Source organism: Rhizobium sp. Leaf306 (assembly GCF_001423425.1).
GTDB lineage: Bacteria > Pseudomonadota > Alphaproteobacteria > Rhizobiales > Rhizobiaceae > Neorhizobium > Neorhizobium soli.
The window spans coordinates 1,177,767-1,201,396 of record NZ_LMNX01000001.1 but is presented as its reverse complement, the minus strand read 5'-3'; the positions used below and the strand labels follow the sequence as shown (position 1 = coordinate 1,201,396).

General features: G+C 60.0%; 25 protein-coding genes. 16 read left to right on the top strand and 9 right to left on the bottom strand.

Features of this window, described 5'->3' with window-relative positions; translation table 11 throughout:
• The first annotated feature begins 68 nt into the window (after positions 1 to 68).
• From ASG19_RS05650 to deoA, 7 genes are all read left to right on the top strand, one after another.
• The gene (locus ASG19_RS05650; protein ID WP_062454137.1) at positions 69 to 1,589 is read left to right on the top strand and encodes an ABC transporter ATP-binding protein; all 1,521 of its coding nucleotides are present in this window, start codon (positions 69 to 71) and stop codon (positions 1,587 to 1,589) included.
• A gap of 76 nt (positions 1,590 to 1,665) precedes the next feature.
• On the top strand, positions 1,666 to 2,784 hold the full coding sequence (locus tag ASG19_RS05645; RefSeq protein WP_062454136.1) for an ABC transporter permease: 1,119 nt from the start codon (positions 1,666 to 1,668) through the stop codon (positions 2,782 to 2,784).
• 4 nt (positions 2,785 to 2,788) lie between these two features.
• Positions 2,789 to 3,760: an ABC transporter permease gene (locus ASG19_RS05640; RefSeq protein WP_062454135.1), complete on the top strand. Its 972-nt coding sequence runs from the start codon at positions 2,789 to 2,791 to the stop codon at positions 3,758 to 3,760.
• A 5-nt stretch (positions 3,761 to 3,765) separates the two neighbouring features.
• Positions 3,766 to 4,170, top strand: a complete 405-nt coding sequence (locus ASG19_RS05635) for a cytidine deaminase (RefSeq protein WP_062454134.1) — start codon at positions 3,766 to 3,768, stop codon at positions 4,168 to 4,170.
• Complete coding sequence (locus tag ASG19_RS05630; RefSeq protein WP_062454133.1) at positions 4,167 to 4,955, top strand: purine-nucleoside phosphorylase; 789 nt, start codon at positions 4,167 to 4,169, stop codon at positions 4,953 to 4,955. Before ASG19_RS05635 ends, ASG19_RS05630 begins: the two co-directional genes overlap by 4 nt.
• A gap of 112 nt (positions 4,956 to 5,067) precedes the next feature.
• Positions 5,068 to 5,838 carry a deoxyribose-phosphate aldolase gene (gene deoC / locus ASG19_RS05625; protein WP_062454132.1) on the top strand — a complete coding sequence of 257 codons (771 nt, stop codon included), beginning with the start codon at positions 5,068 to 5,070 and terminating at the stop codon, positions 5,836 to 5,838.
• A gap of 5 nt (positions 5,839 to 5,843) precedes the next feature.
• A complete protein-coding gene (gene deoA / locus ASG19_RS05620; RefSeq protein ID WP_062454131.1) occupies positions 5,844 to 7,154 on the top strand; it encodes a thymidine phosphorylase in 1,311 nt (436 codons plus the stop codon).
• 3 nt (positions 7,155 to 7,157) lie between these two features.
• Here deoA and ASG19_RS05615 read toward each other — a convergent pair whose 3' ends face one another.
• From ASG19_RS05615 to ASG19_RS05585, 7 genes are all read right to left on the bottom strand, one after another.
• The gene (locus ASG19_RS05615; RefSeq protein ID WP_062454130.1) at positions 7,158 to 7,682 is read right to left on the bottom strand and encodes a TIGR02281 family clan AA aspartic protease; all 525 of its coding nucleotides are present in this window, start codon (positions 7,680 to 7,682) and stop codon (positions 7,158 to 7,160) included.
• 113 nt (positions 7,683 to 7,795) lie between these two features.
• Positions 7,796 to 8,425 carry a uracil phosphoribosyltransferase gene (gene upp, locus ASG19_RS05610; RefSeq protein WP_062454129.1) on the bottom strand — a complete coding sequence of 210 codons (630 nt, stop codon included), beginning with the start codon at positions 8,423 to 8,425 and terminating at the stop codon, positions 7,796 to 7,798.
• A gap of 59 nt (positions 8,426 to 8,484) precedes the next feature.
• Entirely contained in the window at positions 8,485 to 9,471 is a 987-nt protein-coding gene (locus ASG19_RS05605) for an adenosine deaminase (RefSeq protein ID WP_062454946.1), read from the bottom strand.
• Positions 9,468 to 10,688, bottom strand: a complete 1,221-nt coding sequence (locus ASG19_RS05600; protein ID WP_062454128.1) for a phosphopentomutase — start codon at positions 10,686 to 10,688, stop codon at positions 9,468 to 9,470. The genes ASG19_RS05605 and ASG19_RS05600 overlap by 4 nt, the downstream gene beginning before the upstream one ends.
• Before the next feature lie 114 nt (positions 10,689 to 10,802).
• A complete protein-coding gene (locus tag ASG19_RS05595; protein WP_062454127.1) occupies positions 10,803 to 11,393 on the bottom strand; it encodes a TadE/TadG family type IV pilus assembly protein in 591 nt (196 codons plus the stop codon).
• Positions 11,393 to 12,046 (bottom strand): TadE/TadG family type IV pilus assembly protein, encoded by a 654-nt coding sequence (locus ASG19_RS05590; RefSeq protein ID WP_062454126.1) that lies wholly within the window; start codon positions 12,044 to 12,046, stop codon positions 11,393 to 11,395. The genes ASG19_RS05595 and ASG19_RS05590 overlap by 1 nt, the downstream gene beginning before the upstream one ends.
• 157 nt (positions 12,047 to 12,203) lie before the next feature.
• Positions 12,204 to 12,602 (bottom strand): pilus assembly protein N-terminal domain-containing protein, encoded by a 399-nt coding sequence (locus ASG19_RS05585; RefSeq protein ID WP_092664131.1) that lies wholly within the window; start codon positions 12,600 to 12,602, stop codon positions 12,204 to 12,206.
• Between the two features lie 415 nt (positions 12,603 to 13,017).
• On the opposite strand from ASG19_RS05585, the gene ASG19_RS05580 reads away from it, so the two are divergent.
• The 9 genes from ASG19_RS05580 to ASG19_RS05540 all read left to right on the top strand — a co-directional run bounded on the left by ASG19_RS05580 (position 13,018) and on the right by ASG19_RS05540 (position 21,916).
• Positions 13,018 to 13,188 carry a Flp family type IVb pilin gene (locus tag ASG19_RS05580; RefSeq protein ID WP_062454124.1) on the top strand — a complete coding sequence of 57 codons (171 nt, stop codon included), beginning with the start codon at positions 13,018 to 13,020 and terminating at the stop codon, positions 13,186 to 13,188.
• Positions 13,189 to 13,290: 102 nt separating this feature from the next.
• Complete coding sequence (locus ASG19_RS05575) at positions 13,291 to 13,809, top strand: prepilin peptidase (protein ID WP_062454123.1); 519 nt, start codon at positions 13,291 to 13,293, stop codon at positions 13,807 to 13,809.
• Positions 13,810 to 13,928: 119 nt separating this feature from the next.
• Entirely contained in the window at positions 13,929 to 14,735 is an 807-nt protein-coding gene (gene cpaB / locus ASG19_RS05570; protein WP_062454122.1) for a Flp pilus assembly protein CpaB, read from the top strand.
• A 13-nt stretch (positions 14,736 to 14,748) separates the two neighbouring features.
• A complete protein-coding gene (locus tag ASG19_RS05565) occupies positions 14,749 to 16,311 on the top strand; it encodes a type II and III secretion system protein family protein (protein WP_062454121.1) in 1,563 nt (520 codons plus the stop codon).
• Positions 16,312 to 16,324: 13 nt separating this feature from the next.
• The gene (locus ASG19_RS05560) at positions 16,325 to 17,041 is read left to right on the top strand and encodes a CpaD family pilus assembly protein (protein ID WP_062454120.1); all 717 of its coding nucleotides are present in this window, start codon (positions 16,325 to 16,327) and stop codon (positions 17,039 to 17,041) included.
• A gap of 25 nt (positions 17,042 to 17,066) precedes the next feature.
• Entirely contained in the window at positions 17,067 to 18,356 is a 1,290-nt protein-coding gene (locus tag ASG19_RS05555; protein WP_062454119.1) for a CtpF protein, read from the top strand.
• A 27-nt stretch (positions 18,357 to 18,383) separates the two neighbouring features.
• The gene (locus tag ASG19_RS05550) at positions 18,384 to 19,880 is read left to right on the top strand and encodes a CpaF family protein (protein ID WP_062454118.1); all 1,497 of its coding nucleotides are present in this window, start codon (positions 18,384 to 18,386) and stop codon (positions 19,878 to 19,880) included.
• Positions 19,881 to 19,915: 35 nt separating this feature from the next.
• Positions 19,916 to 20,929: a type II secretion system F family protein gene (locus tag ASG19_RS05545; RefSeq protein ID WP_062454117.1), complete on the top strand. Its 1,014-nt coding sequence runs from the start codon at positions 19,916 to 19,918 to the stop codon at positions 20,927 to 20,929.
• 48 nt (positions 20,930 to 20,977) lie between these two features.
• On the top strand, positions 20,978 to 21,916 hold the full coding sequence (locus ASG19_RS05540) for a type II secretion system F family protein (RefSeq protein WP_062454944.1): 939 nt from the start codon (positions 20,978 to 20,980) through the stop codon (positions 21,914 to 21,916).
• Between the two features lie 5 nt (positions 21,917 to 21,921).
• On the opposite strand, the gene ASG19_RS23795 is transcribed toward ASG19_RS05540, so the two are convergent.
• Both ASG19_RS23795 and ASG19_RS05530 read right to left on the bottom strand, forming a co-directional pair.
• On the bottom strand, positions 21,922 to 22,461 hold the full coding sequence (locus ASG19_RS23795; protein ID WP_156461795.1) for a hypothetical protein: 540 nt from the start codon (positions 22,459 to 22,461) through the stop codon (positions 21,922 to 21,924).
• A 175-nt stretch (positions 22,462 to 22,636) separates the two neighbouring features.
• Positions 22,637 to 23,488, bottom strand: coding sequence for a tetratricopeptide repeat protein (locus tag ASG19_RS05530; protein WP_062454115.1), 852 nt, complete (start codon positions 23,486 to 23,488; stop codon positions 22,637 to 22,639).
• Between the last annotated feature and the right edge of the window lie 142 nt (positions 23,489 to 23,630).

Below are 23,630 nucleotides of genomic sequence, written 5' to 3'. Positions count from 1 at the left end.
ATCAAAGGGCGCATGGCGATCGATGTCGTCATGCGCCCTTTTTGTATATCCAGTGGAAGGGCGGATCATTGAGCTTCGAACCTGCGAAAGAGCCGGCGATCGAACTTGTCGGGATCGACAAGAAGTTTGGCGCTGTGCATGCGAACAAGAACATCAACCTCACGGTTGCCAAAGGCTCGATCCACGGCATTATCGGCGAAAACGGCGCCGGTAAGTCGACGCTGATGTCGATCCTCTACGGATTCTATCAGGCCGATGAGGGCGAGATTCGCATCTCCGGCAAGCCCGTGACGATCCGCGACAGCCAGGCTGCGATCTCCTCGGGCATCGGCATGGTGCACCAGCACTTCATGCTGGTCGAGAATTTCACGGTTCTGGAAAACGTCATGCTGGGTGCCGAAGGCGGCCAGTTGCTGCGCCGGGGCGTGGCCAGCGCCCGCAAGGAGCTGAAGCGTCTGGAGGCCGATTACGGCCTCGACGTCGATCCCGATGCGGTCATCGAGGAATTGCCGGTCGGTCGCCAGCAGCGTGTCGAGATCCTGAAGGCCCTCTATCGCGGCGCCGAAATCCTCATTCTCGACGAGCCGACCGGCGTGTTGACACCGCCCGAGGCGGACCACCTGTTCAAGGTCCTGCGCGTGCTGCGCGACCAGGGCAAGACGATCATTCTCATCACCCACAAGCTGCGCGAGATCATGGCGATCACCGATACGGTCTCCGTCATGCGCCGCGGTGAAATCGTAGCGACCCGCAAGACTGCTGACACGACCGTCGAGGAACTCGCCGAACTGATGGTCGGTCGCCGCGTTTTGCTGCGTGTCGAAAAGGGCGAGGCCGATCCGGGCAAGGTTCTGCTGTCGGTCAAGAACCTCACCGTCAAGGACAGCCGCGGCGTGACCATGGTCGACGACGTGTCGTTCGAGGTCCGCGCCGGCGAGATCGTCGGCATTGCCGGTGTTGCCGGAAACGGCCAGTCGGAACTGCTGGAGGCCATCGCAGGCATCCGCAAGCCGTCCTCCGGCGAGATTATCGTCAACGGCCAGTCGATTGCCGGTTCAGATCCCGCCATGTTGCGTGCGCTTGGCCTCGCGCACATTCCCGAAGACCGCCATCATATGGGCCTGGTCCTCAAATTTGAGGAATATGAGAACTCCATCTTGGGATATCATCGCGACCGCCGCTATGGCGGGGCGATGCTGGATCTCGATGCGATCCGCAAGCAGGCCGAGGAACAGATCGTCAAATACGACATCCGCCCGCCGAATGCGCGGTTGAAGACCGCCAATTTCTCGGGCGGCAACCAGCAGAAGATAGTCGTTGCCCGCGAGATCGAACGCGATCCGGACGTGCTGATCATCGGACAGCCCACCCGCGGCGTCGATATCGGCGCGATCGAGTTCATCCACAAGCGCATCATCGATACGCGCGATGCCGGCAAGGCCGTGCTTCTGGTCTCCGTCGAACTCGACGAGATCCGCTCCCTGTCGGACCGTATCCTCGTCATGTTTGCCGGCAAGGTCGTCGGTGAAAAGTCGGGCGAGGCGGGCGAGCAGACACTGGGCCTGATGATGGCCGGGATCGCAGCATGATCTGGCCTGGAATGATATTTTTGGAGTTTACGATGCCTGGGCTTCTCCCTGCAAACGACTGGAAGGGAGAGGGCGCATGAGCACCGCATCCGTGCCCCTGCCTGGCTGGATCAATTACGGCGTCATCCCGCTGATCAACCTCGCGCTCGCCTTCTTCTTTTCCGGCATCGTGGTGTGGGCGATCGGCGAAAACCCGTTCGAAGCGCTGCAGCTGCTTCTGGTCGGTGCGCTTGGCCGCGGCGAAGGCATCGGCTTCACGCTGTTTTATACCACGAGCTTCATCTTCACCGGCCTGTCGGTCGCAGTAGCCATCCATTCCGGCCTGTTCAACATCGGCTCGGAAGGCCAGGCCTATCTGGGTGGTCTCGGTGCTGCGCTGGTGGCGCTCTCGCTCGATGCCTATGTTCCCTGGTACGTGACGATGCCGTTTGCAGTGATCGGGGCAGCACTGTTCGGCGCCGCCTGCGCCGCAATCCCTGCCTGGCTCCAGGCAAAGCGCGGCAGTCACGTCGTCATCACCACGATCATGTTCAATTTCATCGTCTCATCGCTGATGAACTACGTGCTGGTGCACATGCTGATCGTGCCCGGCAAGATGGCGCCGGAAAGCCGCACGTTTTTGCCTGGCGGCCAGTTGCCCAAGCTCGATTGGCTGATCGCCATGTTTGGCGGCAAGCTCGGCGCTGCACCGCTCAACTTCTCGTTCCTGATCGCACTCATCATGTGCTTCCTCGTCTGGGTCCTGATCTGGCGCACCAAGCTCGGCTATGAAATGCGCACGCTCGGCATCAGCCCGTCTGCCGCAAGCTATGCCGGTATCGGGTATTCGAAGATCGTCATGATCACGATGCTGATCTCCGGCGGCCTTGCCGGCATGATGGCGCTGAACCCGGTCATGGGGGCATCCGCCCGTCTGCAGATCGAATTTGTCGGTGGCGCAGGCTTCGTCGGCATAGCGGTATCCCTGATGGGACGCAATCACCCGGCCGGTATCGTTCTTTCGGCGCTGCTGTTCGGCATCCTCTACCAGGGCGGTGCCGAGCTTTCGTTCGACATGCCGGCGATCACGCGCGACATGATCGTCGTCATCCAGGGCATGGTCATCCTGTTTGCCGGAGCGCTCGAATATATGCTTCGACCGGCCATCGTGCGTGCCTACCAGCAATTTGCCCGATCACCGGCAGGGGGGAGATAGGCGCATGGATTATTTCGAAGTTTTCATCAGCATTCTCGGTTCTGCGATCCGCCTGTCGATCCCACTGCTGTTTACTGCACTCGCTGGCCTGTTTTCCGAGCGCGCCGGTATTTTCGACATCGGGCTTGAAGGCAAGATGCTGGTATCGGCATTCGCCTCGGCCTGCGTCGCCTATTACACCGGCAATGCCTGGGCAGGACTTGGTGCTGGCATCGTCACCGCCATCCTGTTCTCCATGCTGCACGGCTTTGCCTCGATCACCAACCGCGGCAACCAGATCGTCTCCGGCGTCGCGCTGAACTTCATCGCCGCGGGCCTCACCATCGTGCTCGGCCAGGCCTGGTTCAGCCAGGGCGGACGCACGGGACAGGTTCCGGCATCCGGCCGCTTCTCCAGCATCACCCTTCCGGGCGCAGACATGATGCGTGAGGTGCCGATCATCGGCCCGCTCTATGCGAACGTGATCTCGGGCCACAATATCCTGACCTACATCGCCTTCCTGATGGTGCCGCTGTCGTGGTGGATCCTCTACCGCACCCGCTTTGGTCTTCGTCTTCGTGCCGTCGGCGAAAATCCCGGTGCGGTCGATACGGCCGGTATCTCGGTCAGCTGGTTGCGCTACCGGGCGTTGATCGTCACGGGCTTCCTCGCAGGTTTTGCCGGCACTTATCTTGCGATCGCGCAGTCGGCAGCCTTCATCAACAACATGTCGGCCGGCAAGGGTTACATCGCGCTTGCAGCACTCATCTTCGCCAAGTGGAAACCGGTGCCGGTCATGTTCGCCTGCCTGCTGTTCGGCTTCCTCGATGCCTTCGCGAATTTCATGCAGGGCAAGTCGCTTCCGCTGATCGGCGAAGTGCCGGTGCAGATTTTCCAGGCGCTGCCCTATATCCTTACCTGCGTGCTACTCGCCGGCTTTATCGGCATTGCCCGCCCGCCCAAGGCCGGCGGTGTCCCCTATACCAAGGAGCGCTGATCGCGATGTCCGAATTTTCGCCACACGACCTGTTCGAAGCTGCACGCGATGCCATGTCGAAAGCGCATGCGCCCTATTCCAAGTTCCCGGTCGGTGCCGCAATCCTTGCCGACGATGGCAAGGTCTATCTCGGCGCCAATATCGAGAACCTGTCCTTCCCTCAAGGCTGGTGCGCCGAACCGACGGCAATCGGCGCGATGATCATGGGCGGCGGCAAGAAGGTGAAGTCGCTTGCGGTGATTGCCGAAAAGCTTCCGCTCTGCACGCCCTGCGGTGGCTGCCGCCAGAAGATCTCCGAATTCGCCTCTGCTGATACGCTCATCTATCTCTGCGATGACGCCGGCGTGCAGAAGACCGTGACCATGGCAGAACTTCTGCCCTACGCCTTTGAGACGGATACGATCGGATGAGAGACGTCATCGATCTGCTCGTCGATCGGCTGGACGGCCTCATTCCGCGCCATGCGATCGTGCTGGGCTCCGGCCTCGGAACGCTGGTGGAGGAAGTCCGCGATCAGGTTCGTATTCCCTATACGATGCTGGAGGGCTTTCCCGTCAGCGGCGTCACGGGCCATGCCGGCGAACTGGTTGCCGGGTACCTCGGCGAAGAGCCTGTGATCATGCTGTCGGGCCGGGCGCATTATTACGAGCATGGCGATGCCAAGGCGATGCGCTTCCCAATCGAAGTGATGCGCGGTCTGGGTGTCCAGACCATGATCCTCACCAATTCCGCAGGCTCGCTCCGGGAAGACATGCCGCCGGGTTCGGTCATGCAGATCTCCGATCACATCAACTATTCCGGCATGAACCCGTTGATCGGCGAACGCGGCGACCAGCGCTTCGTCGGCATGACCTCGGCTTATGATGCGGGCCTGACGCTGGATATGCGCAATGCTGCGATACGAGCCGGCATTCCGCTGTTTTCCGGCGTCTACATGTGGTTCTCAGGCCCGAGCTTCGAAACGCCTGCGGAAATTCGCATGGCCCGAACGCTCGGCGCCGATGCCGTCGGCATGTCCACCGTGCCGGAAGTCATCCTCGCCCGCTATTTCGGTATGAAGGTCGCAGCAGCGTCCGTGATCACGAATTTCGGCGCCGGAATGACAGGCGCCGAACTCAGCCATGATGAAACCAAGGATATGGCACCGGTCGGCGGCCAGCGGCTGGCTGCCGTTCTCAAGGAAATGCTCGCCTGATTCCCGTTTCAATTCAGCTCGATAGCTGTCCGCCGGCGACCGCACGCGTCCCGACGGCTTGCATATAATCCTTTCAACGATAAATATGTCCGCTCTTTAAGGGAGGCAGATCATGGAACTGCATAGTCCACGCGAAGCAGCATCCTTTGCGCTCTCGCTTCTTGACCTTACGAACCTGCGCGACGACTGCGACGATGCCGCGATCGAGACATTGTGCGCGCGGGCGCAGACCCCGTATGGGGCCGCGGCCGCAATCTGCATCTGGCCGCGTTTCGTCGCCCATGCGCGCGGGATCCTGGGGCACGGTCACAAGGTCCGTATTGCCACGGTGGTGAATTTTCCAGGCGGTGACCTGCCGGTCGCCTCCGTGGTCGAAGAGACCCGGAAGGCTGTGGAAGATGGCGCCGACGAGATCGATCTGGTCATTCCCTATCGCAAGCTGATGGCGGGCGACGAGCAGGCGGTAACCGACATGGTCGAGGCCGTTCGCGCAGCCTGCCCGCAATCCTGCCTCAAGGTCATCCTCGAGACAGGAGAACTGAAGGACGCATCGCTCGTGGGACGCGGCTCGGAACTCGCGATCGCTGCCGGTGCCGATTTCATCAAGACTTCTACAGGCAAGGTGTCCGTCAACGCCACACTGGAAGCGGCAGACAGCATGCTGCGTGCCATCCGCGCGTCCAAGAAGCGCATCGGCTTCAAGCCCGCCGGTGGCATCAGCACAGTCGCGGATGCGGATCTGTACCTCCGGCTTGCCGAATCTACCATGGGCCCGAACTGGCTCATGCCATCGACATTCCGCTTTGGCGCGTCCAGCCTTCTCGACGATATCCTGGGCGTGTTGAGCGGCGCACCCGCATCCCGCGCTTCCACCGGCTACTAGGCGCCATGATCCCGCAGGAGATCATCCGTCGCAAACGCGATGGCGAGGTTCTGTCATCGAATGACATAGCCGCCTTCATCGCGGCGATGACGGATGAGACGATCTCCGAAGGGCAGGTTGCAGCCTTCGCCATGGCCGTCTTTTTCAAGGGCATGTCGCGGGACGAAACGATCGCGCTGACGCTGGCGATGCGCGATTCCGGTCGTGTGCTGCAATGGTCGGATGCCGGGCGACCGGTGGCCGACAAGCATTCGACCGGTGGCGTCGGCGACAATGTCTCGCTGATGCTTGCACCGCTTGCGGCCGCCTGCGGCCTCGCCGTTCCGATGATCTCCGGTCGCGGCCTTGGCCATACCGGCGGCACGCTCGACAAGCTTGAGGCCATACCCGGTTACGACGTGATGCCGGACGAAACGCGCCTGCGTGCCGTCGTCAGGGATATCGGTTGCGCCATCGTCGGCCAGACACAGGAACTGGCACCGGCCGATCGCAGGCTCTACGCGATCCGCGATGTCACGGCGACGGTCGAAGCCGTCTCTCTGATCACAGCCTCGATCCTCTCGAAAAAGCTCGCAGCCGGTCTCGAAACTCTGGTCCTCGACGTGAAAGTCGGCAGCGGTGCCTTCATGCGGTCAAAGGACGAGGCTGAGCTTCTGGCGCGCTCGCTGGTCGATGTCGCGAATGGCGCAGGTTTGAAGACTGTAGCTCTGGTGACGGATATGAACCAGCCGCTTGCCGATGCAGCCGGCAATGCGCTGGAGATCAGAAACTGTCTCGCGGTCCTCAAGGGAGAGAAAGCAGGGACTCGACTGGAAAGCGTCGTCATCGCCGAAACTGCGGAAATGCTGGTTCTGAGCAATCTCGTTGCGACCATGCCAGAGGCTGAAGAGGTTGCGCGACGGGCGCTGTCATCCGGTGCAGCCCTCGAACGCTTTGCTCGCATGACCCATGCGCTGGGCGGTCCGGCAGATTTCTGCGAGAGGCCGGATGTCTATCTTGCCGACGCACCGGTCATTCGCCCGGTTCTCGCCCCCGCCGATGGCTTCCTCGCCAGCTGCGAAACACGGGCACTCGGCATCGCAGTGGTGGAGCTTGGCGGCGGCAGGCGCCGTGCCGGAGACGCGATCGACCATCGTGTCGGTATCGATGCCATTCTCCCGCTTGGCACGAAGGTTTCCAAGGGGCAGCCGATCGCCATGGTCCATGCGGCAACGGAAGACGATGCAGCGCGCGCTGCGGCCGACGTCACCGCCTGCTATTCGGTGTCTGACGAAGCCCCTGTCATGCCGCCGGTCATCCTGGGCCGGGTCGAGTAATCGCTAAGGGATCAGCGTCAGGCTGCCATCTTCGACCTGGAAGGATTTCAGTTTTTTCAGGAAGGTCATGCCGATCAGCGTGCTGGAAAGCGCTTCGTCGCGCAGCACGAAGGCATCGACCTGTCTGACCCGGACGTTGCCGATCTCGATGCGATCGAGGATGATGCGCGCGCCGTCTGTCTTGCCGTTCGCCGTATTCATCTGATACCGGAAATCGAGACTGTTGACCCCGAAGCCCAGCTTGCGGGCCGTGCTTTCGTTGATGGTGACTGCCGATGCGCCCGTGTCGACCAGCCCTTCCACCGTCTTGCCGTTAATCCGGAACTGGCCGCTGAAATGGCCTCTGCCATCGGCCGACAGCCGCACCCGGCCGGGGGACACGGAAGCGGGTCGGGCCTTCGCAGAGCTCGGCGTTTCCGCAGTGCCGCTCGCAGGCTCCGGCACGCGATCAACAAGCGTCATCACCGCCGGTATCTGCGTTGCAAGCAGAGCTGCGAGGCCAGCGAAAACAAGGGTGCGCAGAAGCATGGTCATCCTTTGCGAGTTCGCCTTGAAGGTAACAAAGGACAATGAAAAAATGGCCCGCGAAAAGCTCCGCGGGCCATTGGCATGAAATCTAGGTAAGCAAAGTCTGAACTGCGTTACTTCGTGCCGTACATCCGGTCACCAGCGTCGCCGAGGCCGGGCATGATGTAGCCCTTTTCATTGAGGTGGCTGTCGATCGAAGCCGTATAGATCTTCACGTCGGGATGCGCGTCCTGGAAATTCTTGAGACCTTCCGGGGCTGCAAGAAGGCAGAGGAAACGGATGTTCTTTGCCCCACGCTCCTTGAGCTTTTCGATCGCGGCGATCGCCGAATTGCCCGTCGCGAGCATCGGATCAACGACAATCAGCAATCGCTCATCGAGATTTTCAGGCGCCTTGAAATAGTATTCCACTGGCTGCAGCGTGTCATGGTCCCGGTAGAGGCCGATATGGGAGACACGTGCGGATGGCACCAGCTCGAGCATTCCTTCCAGAAGGCCGTTGCCGGCGCGCAGGATGGACACGAACACGAGCTTCTTGCCTTCGACGACAGGCGCCTGCATCTGCGTCAGCGGCGTCTCGATCGTCTCCATGGTGAGGTCGAGATCCCGCGTCACTTCATAGCAGAGAAGCATGGAAATCTCGCGCAACAGCCGCCGAAAGCCGGCCGTCGAGGTTTCCTTCTTGCGCATGATGGTCAGCTTGTGCTGCACCAGCGGATGATCGATGACAGTCACGCCGTCCATGGTTTTACCTCTCTGTTGTCCGTGTCTTCATCCGGGAAAATGACCGCGCGCGCAAGTCGTCATTGTGCCGCGGTAGCGTCAAACCGGGCAAGCAGCGCGCCGCGGGTCGCCTCGTCCACAAAAGCCGCCTCTATCGCGACACGGGTCATGGCATCGATTTCGGCTTCGCTAAAACCCATGACCTCCGCCGCAATGTCGTATTCCCGGGCAAGCGAAGTTTTGAAGAACGGCGGGTCATCGGAATTGATGCAGACCCGCACACCAGCAGCCTTCAGGGCTTTCAGGGGATGGCTCTCGAAATCCGGAAAGACCTGCAGCGCGATATTCGAACCGGGGCAGACTTCCAGCACGGTTCCGAGCTCGACCAGCCGCTCGACCAGAGCGGGATCTTCGATGGCGCGTACACCGTGGCCTATCCGCGATGGACGCACGAGATCGAGCGCGTCGGACACGCTGAATGCCCCGGAGACTTCGCCGGCATGGATCGTCAGGCCCAGCCCTGCGTCGCGGGCAATATCGAATGCGCGCGCATAATCCGCGACACGACCCATGCGTTCCTCACCGGCCATGTTGAAGCCTGTGATGAGCGGGTTGCAGCATCGGGCAGCGTATTCCGCGGCGGCAATCACGCTGTCAGGGCCGAAATGCCGCTCGCCGGTCACGATGATGCGTGTCTCGATCCCGGTCTTTTCCTTCGCGGCATGGATCCCGTCACAGATACCGGCGAGATAGGCGTCGGCACCGAGCCCGATGCGGTCGCCATGATCAGGCGATACGATGATCTCGCTGTAGATCGTGTTGCAGGCGGCAAGCTCGCAGAGATAGGTCTCCGTCAGCAGCGCATAGTCGGCTTCCGTTCGGAACAGCGAGGCGATGGCGTCGTAGCTCAGGATGAACTCGGAAAAATCCTTCCAGGTATAGGTGTCACCGGAGAGGAGAGGGGCGATGTCCACGCCGTATTTCTGGGCTTGCGTCCGTGCCAGATGCGGGGGCGTAGCACCTTCGATGTGGCAGTGGATCTCGGCCTTCACAAAGTTCTTCGTCACAGAAAACTCCATCCGTGTCTTCCGGCAGGAATGCCGAGATGGGCAGCGACTGTCTCACCGATGTCGGCGAAAGTCGGCCTGAGCCCGATCGAGCGGGAGCGAATGCCGGGACCGAACGCCATGATCGGCACCCGCTCGCGTGTGTGGTCGGTGCCGCGCCAGGTCGGATCGCAGCCGTGGTCGGCGGTGATGATCACCATATCGCCCGGCTGGAGGCGGCGATGCACTTCCGGAAGAGACCGGTCGAACTCTTCGAGAGCGGCCGCATAGCCCGCGACGTCGCGACGGTGTCCGTAGAGCATGTCGAAATCGACGAAGTTGGTGAAGACGAGATCGCCTTGCTCGGCTTGCGCCATCGTGTCGAGCGTCGCATCCATCAGGGCGTGGTTGCCGTTTGCCTTGATCACGCGGCTGATGCCCTGGTGCGCGAAGATATCACCGATCTTGCCGACGGCGTGGACGGTTCGGCCCGCCGAAACCAGCCGGTCGAGCAATGTCGGCTCCGGCGGCAGCACTGAATAGTCGCGCCGGTTGCCGGTTCGCTCGAACGTCTCCGGCGTCTCGCCAGTGAATGGTCGGGCAATCACCCTTCCTATATTCAAGGGATCGAGCAGCGTCCGCACGGTCTCGCACAGCTTCAACAACCGCTCCAGCCCGAAATGGGTCTCGTGAGCGGCGATCTGGAAGACGCTGTCACTCGATGTATAGCAGATCGGCTTGCCCGTCCGGACATGCTCTTCTCCGAGTTTTGCAATGATGTCTGTGCCCGAAGCATGGCAGTTGCCGAGAATGCCCGGGATATCGGCTTCGCGGCAGATCGCCTCGACGAGTTCGGGCGAAAACGCATCGCCTTCGGTCGGGAAGTAACCCCAGTCGAAGGTGACCGGCGTGCCGGCGATTTCCCAATGTCCCGACGGCGTGTCCTTGCCAAGCGACAGTTCGTTTGCCGCGCCGTGAAGGCCGAAGACGCGTTCGGGCCGCTGCATGCCGATCGGGTAGTCGCCGCTGGCAAGCTTTGCGATTTCGAGCAGGCCGAGCGAGGACATGTTCGGAAGGCTGAGCGGTCCCTGCCTCAAGCCGGCTCGGTCCGCGGCACCGGCGGCACAGAATTCGGCAATATGGCCGAACGTGTTGGAGCCAAGGTCATTATACGCCTGCGCATCCTGGCCGCCGCCGACGCCGAAGGAATCGAGAACGAAGAGGAAGGCCCGTGCCATCTGTCACCCGGAAATTGAAATCGCCTGTGCGGACAAGTGACACAAATCACCTGCCCGGATGGCGATACATATAGTCGCGCGATCATGTTGGCAAAGGGGAAGCAGAGGACCGCGTCAGCAGCCGTTACAGTCGATACTGGTTCCGACGCGTTGACGGTAGTAGTACTGGCGGCTGAGCGTGATCGTCTGGAGCTGAGGCGGAAGTAGTCCCGGCATGATCATCAGCAACTTGTGCGTAACCGATAGCTCTGTACGCACCAGAAACGTGCTGGCTGTGCGCATGTCGCTCGGAACGTTGACGGTGCTGCCCACCGCGTACGGCTTGCCGTTAGACTGATCCCACGACCAGGCAACGGTCGGATTGCTGTTTGCGTCCAGCTGCACGCCGGTGATCTTCAGGCTCAGGTTCTGCGGCGCGTAGGGCGCAAAGATGCTGCCCGTCACATCCTTCATTGTGGCAAGCCACGTCGGGGTCACGCTCGCCTGCTGGGTCGTAATGTCGGCAATCGTGCTTGCGGAACTCGCGGTTCGCTTGGAGACACTGAGCGCAATCGTCAGCTCGAATGCCGTGATGTAGAGAAAGATCAGAAGCGGCACGATCAACGCGAACTCGACGGCGCCCGCGCCCTTCGTGTCAACGATCAATGCCCTGAAGCGGCAGAGCCATCCGGTCTGTGCAGCCCGCCTGGTTGTTGGGGTCGCCATCACGGATAGTCCTCGTTCTGGAATGCAGCCGTTTCGACGATCAGGAAGTAGTTGGGCCGTGTCCCGTTGGTTGGCCGGACATTGGTTATGTAGGGCCGCACCAGATCGGTGATGACCTCCCATTTGTAATAGGCCCTCAGCATATTGACGGTCTTTGGCCCGCCCGGCGAATAGTAGTTGATGGAGGCCGTATCCAGTTCGCCGAATGTCGTGTTTGCGGGTGTCCGGGGCACTGTCTTCGGGATCGCTGAGAAGGTCGTAAAGGTGCGAACGTCGAGCCAGAGCTTGTTCGGGGTCGCGATTTCCGATGCATCGCATTTGATCAGGATCGCAATCTCGCCGCAGAACGCGGTCCGGAATTTCGTCCGGTCCATATCGGTGCCGGGACGGCCGAGAGCGTAGGTGATGTTGCCTGTTCTGATCTTGCGGGCCATCGTGTCGACGGCATTGGCAACCAGTTGCTCGCCGGCGAAGGCAACAAAGGTTTCGATGATGGCAAAGACGATCACGAAATAGGGGATGGCCAGGAGCGCAAATTCGATCGCCGCGGCACCATCCGTGGACCGGCTGAACCGGCGCCATGGACGCCGAGAGTGCGTCGCCGGCACGCGCGACGCGCCAGCGCCGTCAGTGTGCCTATCGTTCTGATGCATTGCCGCCCCCGGTCCATTCGAGCCGCGATACTAGGAGGGGAATATTGATATTCCGTTGCCGAATGGGATTAGAGTTTAGGCACCTGTGTCCACGTAGAGCAGGTCGGGCGACGCAGCTGGGCAATTTTCTGTCTGGCGTCGTGTCAGATCAAGGCCGTCAGGGCGTTGCACCAGCCGTATTCTTGAATTCCACATGCTGCTCGCAGTTGGGCGTGCAGGAGAGAACAGAGCGCTCGGTCTGACGGTACACGCGAACCGTATTGCCTTCGTCAATGGAGACGAGAATACGTTCGTCGGCAATTGCATTGCCGTCCTCATCGAGCAGGACGAGATTGGTCGTTCCAAACGCACGGCCCGTCAGGACGATGGTTGTCGGGTCGGCCACGGTCGCGTCGGCGACTTCCGCGTTGCCAACAATCACCTTGGCCACTGGCCTATCCAGTTTCAGTACCCGCGCGTGATTCATGAACACGCGCACAAGGCCGTCTTCCTGCGCCAATGCCGGGCCGCTGAGGCTTGTGGCAATGCCGCAAAGGCATGCGAAGGCAACGAGCATTTTGCGCACAACCATCGTGGTGGCCTTTGAATCGATGAACAGTCGTGTCTCAAAGATGGCGCGGAATGGTGAATGAAGGCTTAAGTAAACATCTCGACGCTGAGCTTTCCGAAACGTTAACAAATGATGACAGGAGCAAGAGCGGCATTTTCGTGCCCGAACGCGGCTGCAAATATCCCATATCCGCATGTTTATGATATTTTATTAGGTAAATATAATGTTCGGGGACGCAGTTTTCGATTTGAATGATGCTGTTGGTGGGTTGTTTACCCAATGTGCCGTATCAGGGGAGTTAACACTTTGGAAAGGTTCTTCGTTAAGTCGATAGCAATCGTCTGGGGTTAGTTTGGGTTATCCGAACAGCGGAAAACAGTTGTCGGTAAGTGCTGAACCGTAGGTGGGAATAGGAGATTCCATGTCCAAGATTTTTGCTCGTTTTATGAAGGATGAGTCTGGTGCGACCGCCATCGAGTATGGCCTCATCGCAGCTCTCATTTCCGTGGCCCTGATCGCCGGTGCGACCACGCTCGGCGGCGCTCTGAACAACCAGTTCAAGAACCTCGCTACCAAGCTGAACCAGCAGTAAGTTCTTAAGAACCGTGATGTCTATGTGTAGACCGCCCCACCAGGGGCGGTTTTACAGCTTTAGGCCTTGATACATAAGATCGAGGGACGCGGCGCCAAAAGGATGCTTGAAATGGTTGTCATTGTAACCTTGATCGTTCCATTCTGTCTTGCGCTCGCTGCCATCAGCGATCTTTTCACCATGAAGATCCCGAACAAGCTGTCTGCCGCTATCCTCGTTTCGTTTCTCGTCTTCGCACCGCTGGTCGGTCTTGGATGGGCGGACTATGGGATGAGTATTGCCGCAGCTTCCGCCGTGTTTGCTGTGTGCTTCATGCTGTTTGCGATGAACGTGATGGGTGGCGGCGATGCCAAGCTTCTGACGGCAACGGCAATCTGGTTCGGCTTTACGCCCGCCCTGATTTCGTTTCTGGTCACCGTCGCCTTCGTCGGCGGATTTATTACACTCATCTTCCTGCTGTTGAGAGCAAACGCCAATACAGCAATGGCAATGGGGATACGCCTGCCGGCTTCGCTGGTGACAGAAAGCAAGATTCCCTATGGTATCGCGATCGCGATCGGCGGCTACTTGACCTTCCAGCAGTCGCCTGTCGTCAATCTTGTGCTTCTGGCCGCAAGCTAATCGACGCGCACGGCAGGGTAACATTGCGTTAACCCAAATCGTAAGCTTCCTATTAACCATAATTACACCATTCCGGCGCATGCTCTCGAGGATTGATTTGTATTCCTCCGAGGAAGCTCATGAAGCCCGCTCGTCTTATGATTCTCGCAGTCGCAGTTGTAGCGGCAGGTCTTGCCGGCCTGCTGGCGATGCGCCTTACTGGTCAGAAGGGCCCGGACCTCGTCGAGACGGTCATCCAGCGGGAGCCGACGACGAAAGTTCTCGTTTCGGCTGAGAACATTCCCGTCGGCAGCCGGCTCAATGACAAGTCGGTCCAGTGGGTAGAGTGGCCGAACGGCAGCGTCGTCGAAGGCTTTATCACGAGCGACGCCCGGCCGGATGCCATCGCCGATGTCGCCGGCTCCGTCGTACGCCTGCCGATCTTCAAGGGCGAGCCGATCCGCGCCGAGAAGATTGCAGACTCCTCCAGCCGCATCATGTCCTCGCTGCTTCCGTCCGGAAAGCGCGCTGTCGCGACCGAAATTTCCGTCGCCACCGGGGCTGGCGGCTTCGTGCTCCCCAATGACCGCGTCGACGTGATCATGGTGCGCGAGAACAAGGACAGCGGCAATTTCATCACCGAAAACGTCCTCAACAACGTCCGGGTGCTCGCGATCGACCAGCAGATCCAGGAGGCGCCGGATGGCAGCAAGTCGGTGGTCGGAACGACCGCCACGCTGGAACTGACCCCCGATCAGGCAAAGATCATCACGGTGGCGCAGCAGATGGCAGAGCGCCTGACGCTTGCTCTCCGTTCGGTCGCGGATGCCCAGGAAGCCGATACGGTTGCAGCAGATTATCTGCTGCATGGCGGCGGCAAGGCAGAGGTCCAGGTCATCAAATCAGGGGCGATCGTCAAAAGTTCTGCCTCACAGCAGACGAAGTGAACGGGGCGGGCACATGAGCAAGCTAAGAGCCAGAATTCGTAGGTCCTCGGTCGCCGGGATAGCCCTCTGCCTGTCGGTATCGGGTTTTCCAGGCGGATACGCGCCGGTCGGTCTGTCGGTCCGCGATGCAGTGGCCGCTTCCGATGCCAACCTTATCCGCATCACCGAAGGCGGCCCTGGCGTGAAACGCCGAGTCCAACTCGGTTTGAACAAGGCGCTGGTTGTCGATCTCCCGGCCGATGCGCACGACATCCTGGTCGCAGATCCTTCGCTTGCCGATGCGGTCACGCGAACCTCGCGCCGCATCTACCTGTTCGGGAAGACTGTCGGCCAGACCAATATCTTTGTGTTCGGCCCGAACGGCGAGGAGATCGTCAGTCTCGACGTCGAGATCGAACGCGACATCTCCGGTCTGCAGCAGAACCTTCGCCGGTTCCTGCCGGAATCCGACATCAAGGTCGAGATCATCTCCGACAACATCGTGCTGTCGGGCACGGTGCGCACGCCGCAGGATTCGTCGCAGGCGGAAAAGCTCGCGCGCGCCTTCCTCAAGGGCGGTGAAGCAACCACCCGCAACATCACCGCACAGGGCAATAACGGCGATGCGGATATCTTCGCCGAAAACCGCCAGCAGTCGCAGATCGTCAACCTTTTGACTATCGAGGGCGAAGATCAGGTCACGCTCAAGGTCACGGTTGCGGAAGTCAGCCGCCAGGTCCTGAAACAGCTTGGTTTCAACGGCTCGATCAGCGGCAACAAGGGTAGCTTTTCCTTCTTCAATCCTGCGAATCTGGGGAATGCTGTCAGCCTGGGAAGCCAGGGGGCATTGTCTGGCTCCGTTGGTGCAGCCACTCTCGCCACAACCATGAATGCCATGGAACAGGCCGGCGTCATGCGCACGCTTGCCGAACCAAGCCTGACGGCGATTTCGGGTCAGCAGGCTAAATTCTATGTTGGCGGCGAGTATCGACTGCCAGCGGAGCAGGAAGTCAACGTTGACGACGAAACCCGCAAGACGACGGTCAACCGATCCATCACCACCGTGGACTATGGCATCGAGCTGAATTTCAAGCCGATCGTTCTGTCGCCTGGCCGTATCAGTTTGAATATCGAAACCAATGTTTCGGAGCCGACCTATGAGGGTTCCGTAACGACGGGCAACGGCACAAGCCTGAGCGTTCCGGGCAACACCTACATGTCGATCCGCAAGCGCGAAGCCTCAACCACGGTCGAGCTTCCCTCCGGCGGTTCGATCGTTATCGCCGGCCTCGTGCAGGACAATGTCCGCCAGGCGATGTCTGGACTGCCGGGCATCTCTAAGGTTCCTGTCTTCGGTACGCTGTTCCGCAGCAAGGACTTCATCCGCAACGAGACCGAACTCGTCATCATCGCGACGCCCTATCTCGTAAGGCCTGTGGCCCGCAACGAGATCGCCCGCCCGGATGACAACTTCAATCCTGAGAACGACGCGGCTTCCTTCTTCCTGAACCGCGTCAACAAGATCTACGGCCGCAATGAGCCGGCCAAAAGCGGTGGCAGCCAGTATCATGGCTCCGTCGGCTTCATCTACAAGTAAGCGGGGATCGATCATGACCATCACATCGACATCGGCCTCCGCTGCAAAGCGTCGCCAAATCCGGTCTGCCCTGGGCATTGCGGCACTTGCCGCGCTTTTGTCCTCCTGCGGCAACAACATGACGACCGGCTCGGTTCCAGACGACTACCGCACCCGCCATCCGATCGTTCTGGCGGAGGGTGAATCGTCGCTGGATATTCCGATTGGATCGGGCGACGTTCGCCTGACGATCGGACTGCGCGACACGGTGAAGGGTTTCGCACAGCGGTTCGTATCCTCGCCTGCCGGCATCATCCAGGTCCAGGTTCCGCAGGGCTCATACAATGCCGGTGCTGCATCGCATCTGGCTGGCGACGTTCGCCGCACCCTGATCGCCAACGGCATCAAGCCGCAGCGCATCCTGATGACGAGCTATGGAGCCTCGCCGACCGGCGATGCGGCCCCGATCCGGCTTTCCTTCGTCACGACAAAGGCGATGACCGGCCAGTGCGGCAAATGGCCGGCAGACCTGTCGAACGATACCTACAACAACAGCAACTGGTACAATTTCGGCTGCGCCTCGCAAAACAATCTGGCCGCCCAGATCGCCAACCCGTCGGACCTGATTGCTCCACGCGGAATGACGCCGATCGATGCCACGCAGCGCGCCGGTGTGATCCGCAGTTACCGCGGCGAGACGACAAGCAGCGACAGTGGCAGCGGCACGACGATCAACATCAACGGCAACTGACGGCGGCCTTGAACCGGAGAGAACCATGAGCGCGATCAACTACGAAATTCGCGGTTCCGGCCAGGAGGAGATCTCGGGCGCCGAGCCGGAGCGGAATGGCGACATGGAGGCCCTGCGGCCTCTTCCACGCATTTCCATCCACGCCTTTTGCGAAAGCGACACCATGCAGCGGATGATGGACCGCATGGGCCGCGACCGGCGCATGGCAAAGGTCAATCTGCGTGTCACAAGCGGCAGCGTTGCTGCAGCCGCCAACATGTTTGCGTCGTCACCAACCCCGAATCTGGTCATTCTCGAGACCGATGCGGAGCCAAGAAACCTGCTGCACGAGCTGACACCGCTTGCGGAAGTCTGCGACCCGTCGACCCGCGTGATCGTCATCGGGCGCTATAACGATATCCCGCTTTATCGCGAACTGATCCGCAACGGCATATCGGAATATCTTGTCGGTCCTGTCGAGATGGCGGACATGCTGGCATCGATTTCGGCCATTTTCGTCGATCCGGAAGCCGAACCTCTGGGCCGTTCGATCGCCTTTGTCGGCGCCAAGGGTGGCGTCGGTGCATCGACCATTGCGCATAACTGCGCATTCGGCATTTCCAGCCTGTTCTCCACCGAAACCATTCTTGCCGATCTCGACCTGCCGTTCGGGACCGCCAATATCGATTTCGATCAGGATCCGGCCCAGGGTATTGCCGAAGCGGTGTTTGCACCCGAGCGCCTCGACGAAGTTTTTCTCGATCGCCTCCTGACCAAATGCTCCGAACACCTCTCGCTTCTGGCCGCCCCCTCGCTGCTCGACCGGGCCTATGATTTCGACAGCATGGCTTTCCAGCCGATCATCGAGGTCCTGCAGCGCTCGGCGCCCGTGGCTGTTCTCGATATCCCGCATGGCTGGTCGGAATGGACCCGTTCGGTTCTCGCGTCGGTGGACGAGGTGGTCATCTGTGCGGCTCCCGATCTTGCCAACCTGCGCAACACCAAGAACATGATCGATGCGCTGAAGAAGCTGCGTCCCAACGACCGCGCTCCGCATCTCATCCTCAACCAGGTCGGCATGCCGAAGCGCCCGGAGATTGCGCCTGCCGATTTCGTCGAGCCGCTTGAAATCGAACCGATCGCCATCCTGCCTTTCGATGCGCAGTTGTTCGGCAATGCCGCAAACAGCGGTCGGATGATCTCGGAAATCGACGCCAAATCTCCGATGGCCGAAACCTTCTCGCAGATCGCTCACATCGTCACCGGTCGGGTGGCCATGAAGAAGGCGAAAAAGGGCGGTCTCGGCAAGGTCATGCAAATTCTCGGCCGCAAATAGTCAGACGTTTAGGGACTGGATCAAATCATGTTTGGAAAGCGCGGAAACGAAGGTTCTGGGAAGAGCGTCGGCTTGATGCCGCCCGTCTCTGCGCCGCCTGCCATGACGCCGCAATCGGCCATGAAATCCACAGCACCGGAGATTCTGGCCGAGCCCGTGCGCGATACAGGCGGAGTACGCCAAGCCGTCGCACCGCCACCGCTTGCGCCACCGCCTGCCGGTCGCCGTCGCCAGGCCCGCACCGAACAGTATTACGATACCAAGAGCCAGGTCTTTTCAGCACTTATCGATACGATCGATCTGTCGCAACTTGCCAAGCTCGATGCCGAGAGCGCGCGCGAGGAAATCCGCGACATCGTCAACGACATCATCACGATCAAGAATTTCGCGATGTCGATTTCCGAGCAGGAGGAACTGCTCGAGGACATCTGCAACGACGTGCTGGGCTATGGTCCGCTGGAGCCGCTTCTGGCCCGCGACGACATCGCCGATATCATGGTCAACGGCGCCGGCCAGACCTTTATCGAAGTCGGCGGCAAGACGATCGAGTCGGAGATCCGCTTCCGCGACAACGCGCAGCTCCTGTCGATCTGCCAGCGCATCGTCAGCCAGGTCGGCCGCCGCGTCGACGAAAGCTCGCCGATCTGCGACGCCCGTCTGCCGGACGGTTCGCGCGTCAACGTCATCGCGCCGCCACTGGCGCTCGACGGGCCTGCCCTCACCATCCGCAAGTTCAAGAAGGACAAGCTGACGCTCGATCAGCTGGTCAAGTTCGGAGCGATTACGCCTGAAGGTGCAACTGTTCTGCAGATCATCGGCCGCGTCCGCTGCAACGTCGTCATTTCCGGTGGTACCGGTTCGGGCAAGACCACGCTTTTGAACTGCCTGACGAGCTATATCGACAAGGACGAGCGCGTCATCACCTGCGAGGATACGGCCGAACTGCAATTGCAGCAGCCGCATGTCGTGCGTCTTGAAACCCGGCCGCCGAACATCGAAGGTGAGGGCGAGATCACCATGCGCGACCTCGTCAAGAACTGCCTGCGTATGCGCCCGGAACGCATCATCGTCGGCGAAGTGCGCGGACCTGAAGTCTTCGACCTGTTGCAGGCAATGAACACCGGTCACGACGGCTCGATGGGAACGATCCACTCCAACACGCCGCGCGAATGCCTGAGCCGTATGGAATCGATGATCGCCATGGGCGGCTTCACCCTGCCGGCTAAGACCGTTCGCGAGATCATCACCGGATCGGTCGACATCATCATCCAGGCGGCACGTCTGCGCGACGGTTCCCGCCGCATCACCCAGATTACCGAGGTGATCGGCATGGAAGGCGACGTGATCGTCACCCAGGACCTGATGCGCTACGAAATCGAAGGCGAGGATGCCAATGGTCGCCTGATCGGCCGCCACGCATCGACCGGTATTGCCAAGCCGCATTTCTGGGATCGCGCACGCTACTTCGGCGAGGAGCGCCGTCTGGCGGCAGCTCTCGACGCGATGGAAATGGTAAAATCTTGAGAGCGGATCAGAGATAGGTCTCGGGGGAGCGACGGATGTTCGGACTGGATATGACCGTTGTGTTGATCATTGCTCTGGCGGCCGTGGCCGCCGGTGCGGTCTGCTATGCGCTGCTGTTTTCCCGCATCGAGGTCGAGAAAAAGACCGATGCGCGGTTGAGCCGGGTCAAGAGTGCGGAAACCGACCTGACCCGCATGAAGGCATCTCGGGATCGGGTCCAGGAGCTTTCCAAGCGCCGCAAGTCGGTCCAGGACAGCCTCAAGGACCTCGAAAAGCAGCAGCAGGAAAAAAACAAGAAAATGGGCGACCGCAGCCTGAAGGCGCGGCTGCCGCAGACCGGTCTGGCTCTCACCGTCCCACGCTTCTACGTCTACAGCGCCGTGTTCGGACTTTTCGTCTTTCTGGTGACGTTGATCGCCGGCTTGCCGCTGCTTGGCGCCACCGGTGCCGCGTTTGCGGCGAGCCTTGGGTTTCCGCGCTGGGTCGTCGGCTTCCTGATCAAGCGCCGTCAGGCCAAGTTCCTGGACGAGTTCGCCAATTCACTGGATGTCATGGTTCGCTCGATCAAGTCGGGACTGCCGCTCAACGATGCCATCCGGCTGATCGCGTCGGATGGTCAGGAGCCGGTCAAGACCGAGTTCCGGCGCGTGGTGGACTCCCAGCAGATCGGCCTCAGCATCCCCGAAGCCTGCGCACGCATGGTGCAGACGATGCCGCTTTCGGAAGTCAACTTCTTCGCCATCGTCATCGCCATCCAGAGCCAGGCGGGCGGCAATCTTTCGGAAGCGATCGGCAATCTTTCGCGCGTCCTGCGCGAGCGCAAGAAGATGAAGGCCAAGGTCAAGGCCCTGTCGATGGAAGCCAAGGCTTCCGCGTGGATCATCGGCTCATTGCCCTTCGTCGTGTCGACGCTCGTCTATCTGACCTCGCCGGACTACATATCGATCCTTTTTACAGACCCACGCGGCCATATCATCATGCTCTTCTCCGCAGTCTGGATGGGCATCGGAATTTTCGTGATGCGCAACATGATCAACTTCGAGATCTGAGGAGAACCGCACGTGAAGGATCTCGCCGCCACTTTAACCGATCCGGCCATGTTGTTTGCGCTTCTGGTCGCGGTCGCAGTGTTTGCGACCTGCTACACGCTGGCGATCCCCTTCATGGAAAAGGGAACGCTCGACAAGCGCATGAAAGCGGTCTCGACCGAGCGCGACGCAATCCGCGCCCGTGAGCGCGCGCGAATGAACGATCTGTCGAAGGCATCGCTGCGCACCCAGAACAACCGCTCTGCAAGTCACATCGTCGACCGGTTCAATCTGCGCGAAGCGCTTGTCGATGCCAATACGGTGAACAAGCTGCGCGCCGCAGGTCTGCGCACCCAGAACGCCCTCAACTTGTTCCTGGCGGCGCGTTTCATCCTGCCGTTCTGCTTCCTCGCAGCAGCCGCGGTGTGGATCTTCGTGCTTGGCAATCTGGAATCCAAACCGATTGCCATCCGCATGCTGGCGGCCATCGGGTTCGGCTATCTGGGCTTCTACGCTCCCAACATCTATATTTCCAACCGTATGAAAAAGCGGCAGCATTCGATCAAGAGAGCCTGGCCCGATTCGCTCGACCTGATGCTGATCTGCGTGGAGTCAGGGATCTCGATCGAAGCCTCCATGCGCCGGGCGGCCGAAGAAATCGGCACCCAGTCCGCCGAACTGGCAGAAGAGCTGGTGCTGACCACGGCGGAGCTGTCCTTCCTTCAGGATCGGCGTACGGCTCTTGAAAATCTCGGCATCCGCACCCAGCTCGATATCGTCAAGGCGGTGGCGCAGGCGCTGATCCAGGCCGAACGCTATGGTACGCCGATCGCCCAGGCTTTGCGCGTTCTGGCTCAGGAAGGCCGTGACGAGCGCATGAACGATGCAGAAAAGAAGGCCGCGGCACTTCCTCCGAAGCTGACGGTCCCGATGATCCTGTTCTTCCTGCCCGTCCTCATCGCCGTCATCCTCGGCCCGGCCGGCATCCAGGTCTCAGACCGGTTCTGAGAAAATTACCTGATCAATGTTTTTGCACGAGCAAGCTGCCAGAGTCTTTCGGCATCTTCGGAGTTGAAGGCTTTCCACGATGCAAACCGCAACCCGCCAGACTTGAGCCTCATGACCAGATGGGCTCGCGTCCTTGTTGCACGTTTGACCATCGACCATGGAATATAGAGCATGGCACCGGCAGCATCACTGGCAGTCATGCCGTTTTCATCAATGGCGTAGGCGATGGCCTTGTTCGCTTTCGGCAAGAACGCCCATTTCACGGTGCAGCAAACCGTTAACAATACAGGGTAACCGATCAAGCCCACGAGAAGGGGTTTCCACGCATTCTGTACAGATAGCCGGATTGCTTCCAACGGGAATTCGGAAATAGGCGCGATGCCGCTGACTGAGTAGTAATACAGTCCAATTCCAAGCACGGGCAAGGACATACAGACAGCAAATATCGCACTGTGGCGAACGATGGTGTGCCTCAGCATGTTCAGGTTATCAGTTTGTGTAAGTGTCGTGGATCCGTGGATTGGTCCAGGCTCGCCATTGTTCAAGAATACCTCCCATCTTCCGTCGTAATCTGTGAGCTTACGGGCTCGCCTTACAGAATTTCAATACGAGAGAAGAATTCGGGACACAATCTTAAATTGGACTTCCATCTCGGGCTGCAAACGTTTCTGAACACGCAATACCAGATTGGATTTGTAGCGTTATTTTGGGTTTCGCGGCTCAATTGACCGCCGTCGTGCCCTTGTCGCTGTCGGCGAGTTTGCGCCAGGAGTTCTGCTGGGAGAGCATGGAGCGCAGGTAGGTCACGTTGGCATCGGCCTGCTGCTGGGAGAGTTCGCGGCGGGCAATGCCTTCAGCCTCTGCGAAGCGACCCTGCAGACCGACGACGAGCGCCAGGTTCTGGCGAACGCGGCTGTCGGCACCCGGCTGCTGCGAGGCGTTCTTCATGTAGCTTTCGGCAGTCTTCAGATCGCCGGAGAGAACGTAGGACATGCCGAGGTTGGACATGACCGTCGGCTCGTTCGGCCGTGTGTTCAGGGCCTGGCGATATTTCGCGCGAGCTTCCTGCGAGCGGCCGAGCTGATCGAGAACGGCACCTTCCGCCGAATAGAGGCGCCAGTCGGGATGGTCAGGCGTCTGCGCGCGGTTGATCGTTGTCAGTGCCTGTTCGAGCTGGCCGGCACCTGCCTGTGCCTTGCCATATGCGGAAAGGACATCGCGATCTGCAGGATGCGCAATCGCCACCTGCTGCATTACGGCGAGTGCCTGGGTGTTCTTGCCGGTCATGCCGAGAACGTTGGCATAGCGCAGGCCGATATCCTTGTCGCTCGGGTTCTTGACATAAGCAGCGCCGATGGAGCGTTCCGCTTCAGCGAGTTCGCTTGCGTTCATGCCATCCAGCGGCGCAGCGGAGATCCTCTGGGGAATCGAGCCCGTCGTCAGCGTGTCGCGCTTGCTCGTGGTACACCCCGTCACAGACAGTGCCAGAAGAACGATCGCGGTTGCCTGCGCAAGCGGCGCGAGCGCGAACAGCCGGGACGAGCGAGACGGGGTGGCGACAGATGCAGTCATCGATGGCGATCTCGTTGGGGCGTCGTTCAATCGTCGTCCGGTCTAGCAGCCGATTGTCGTCGGCGCTTTGCGAACACATTTGAAATAAAGGAATAAACTGTTAACCCTAACAGACCGTTAAAATGAACGTTTCCAGATCCTT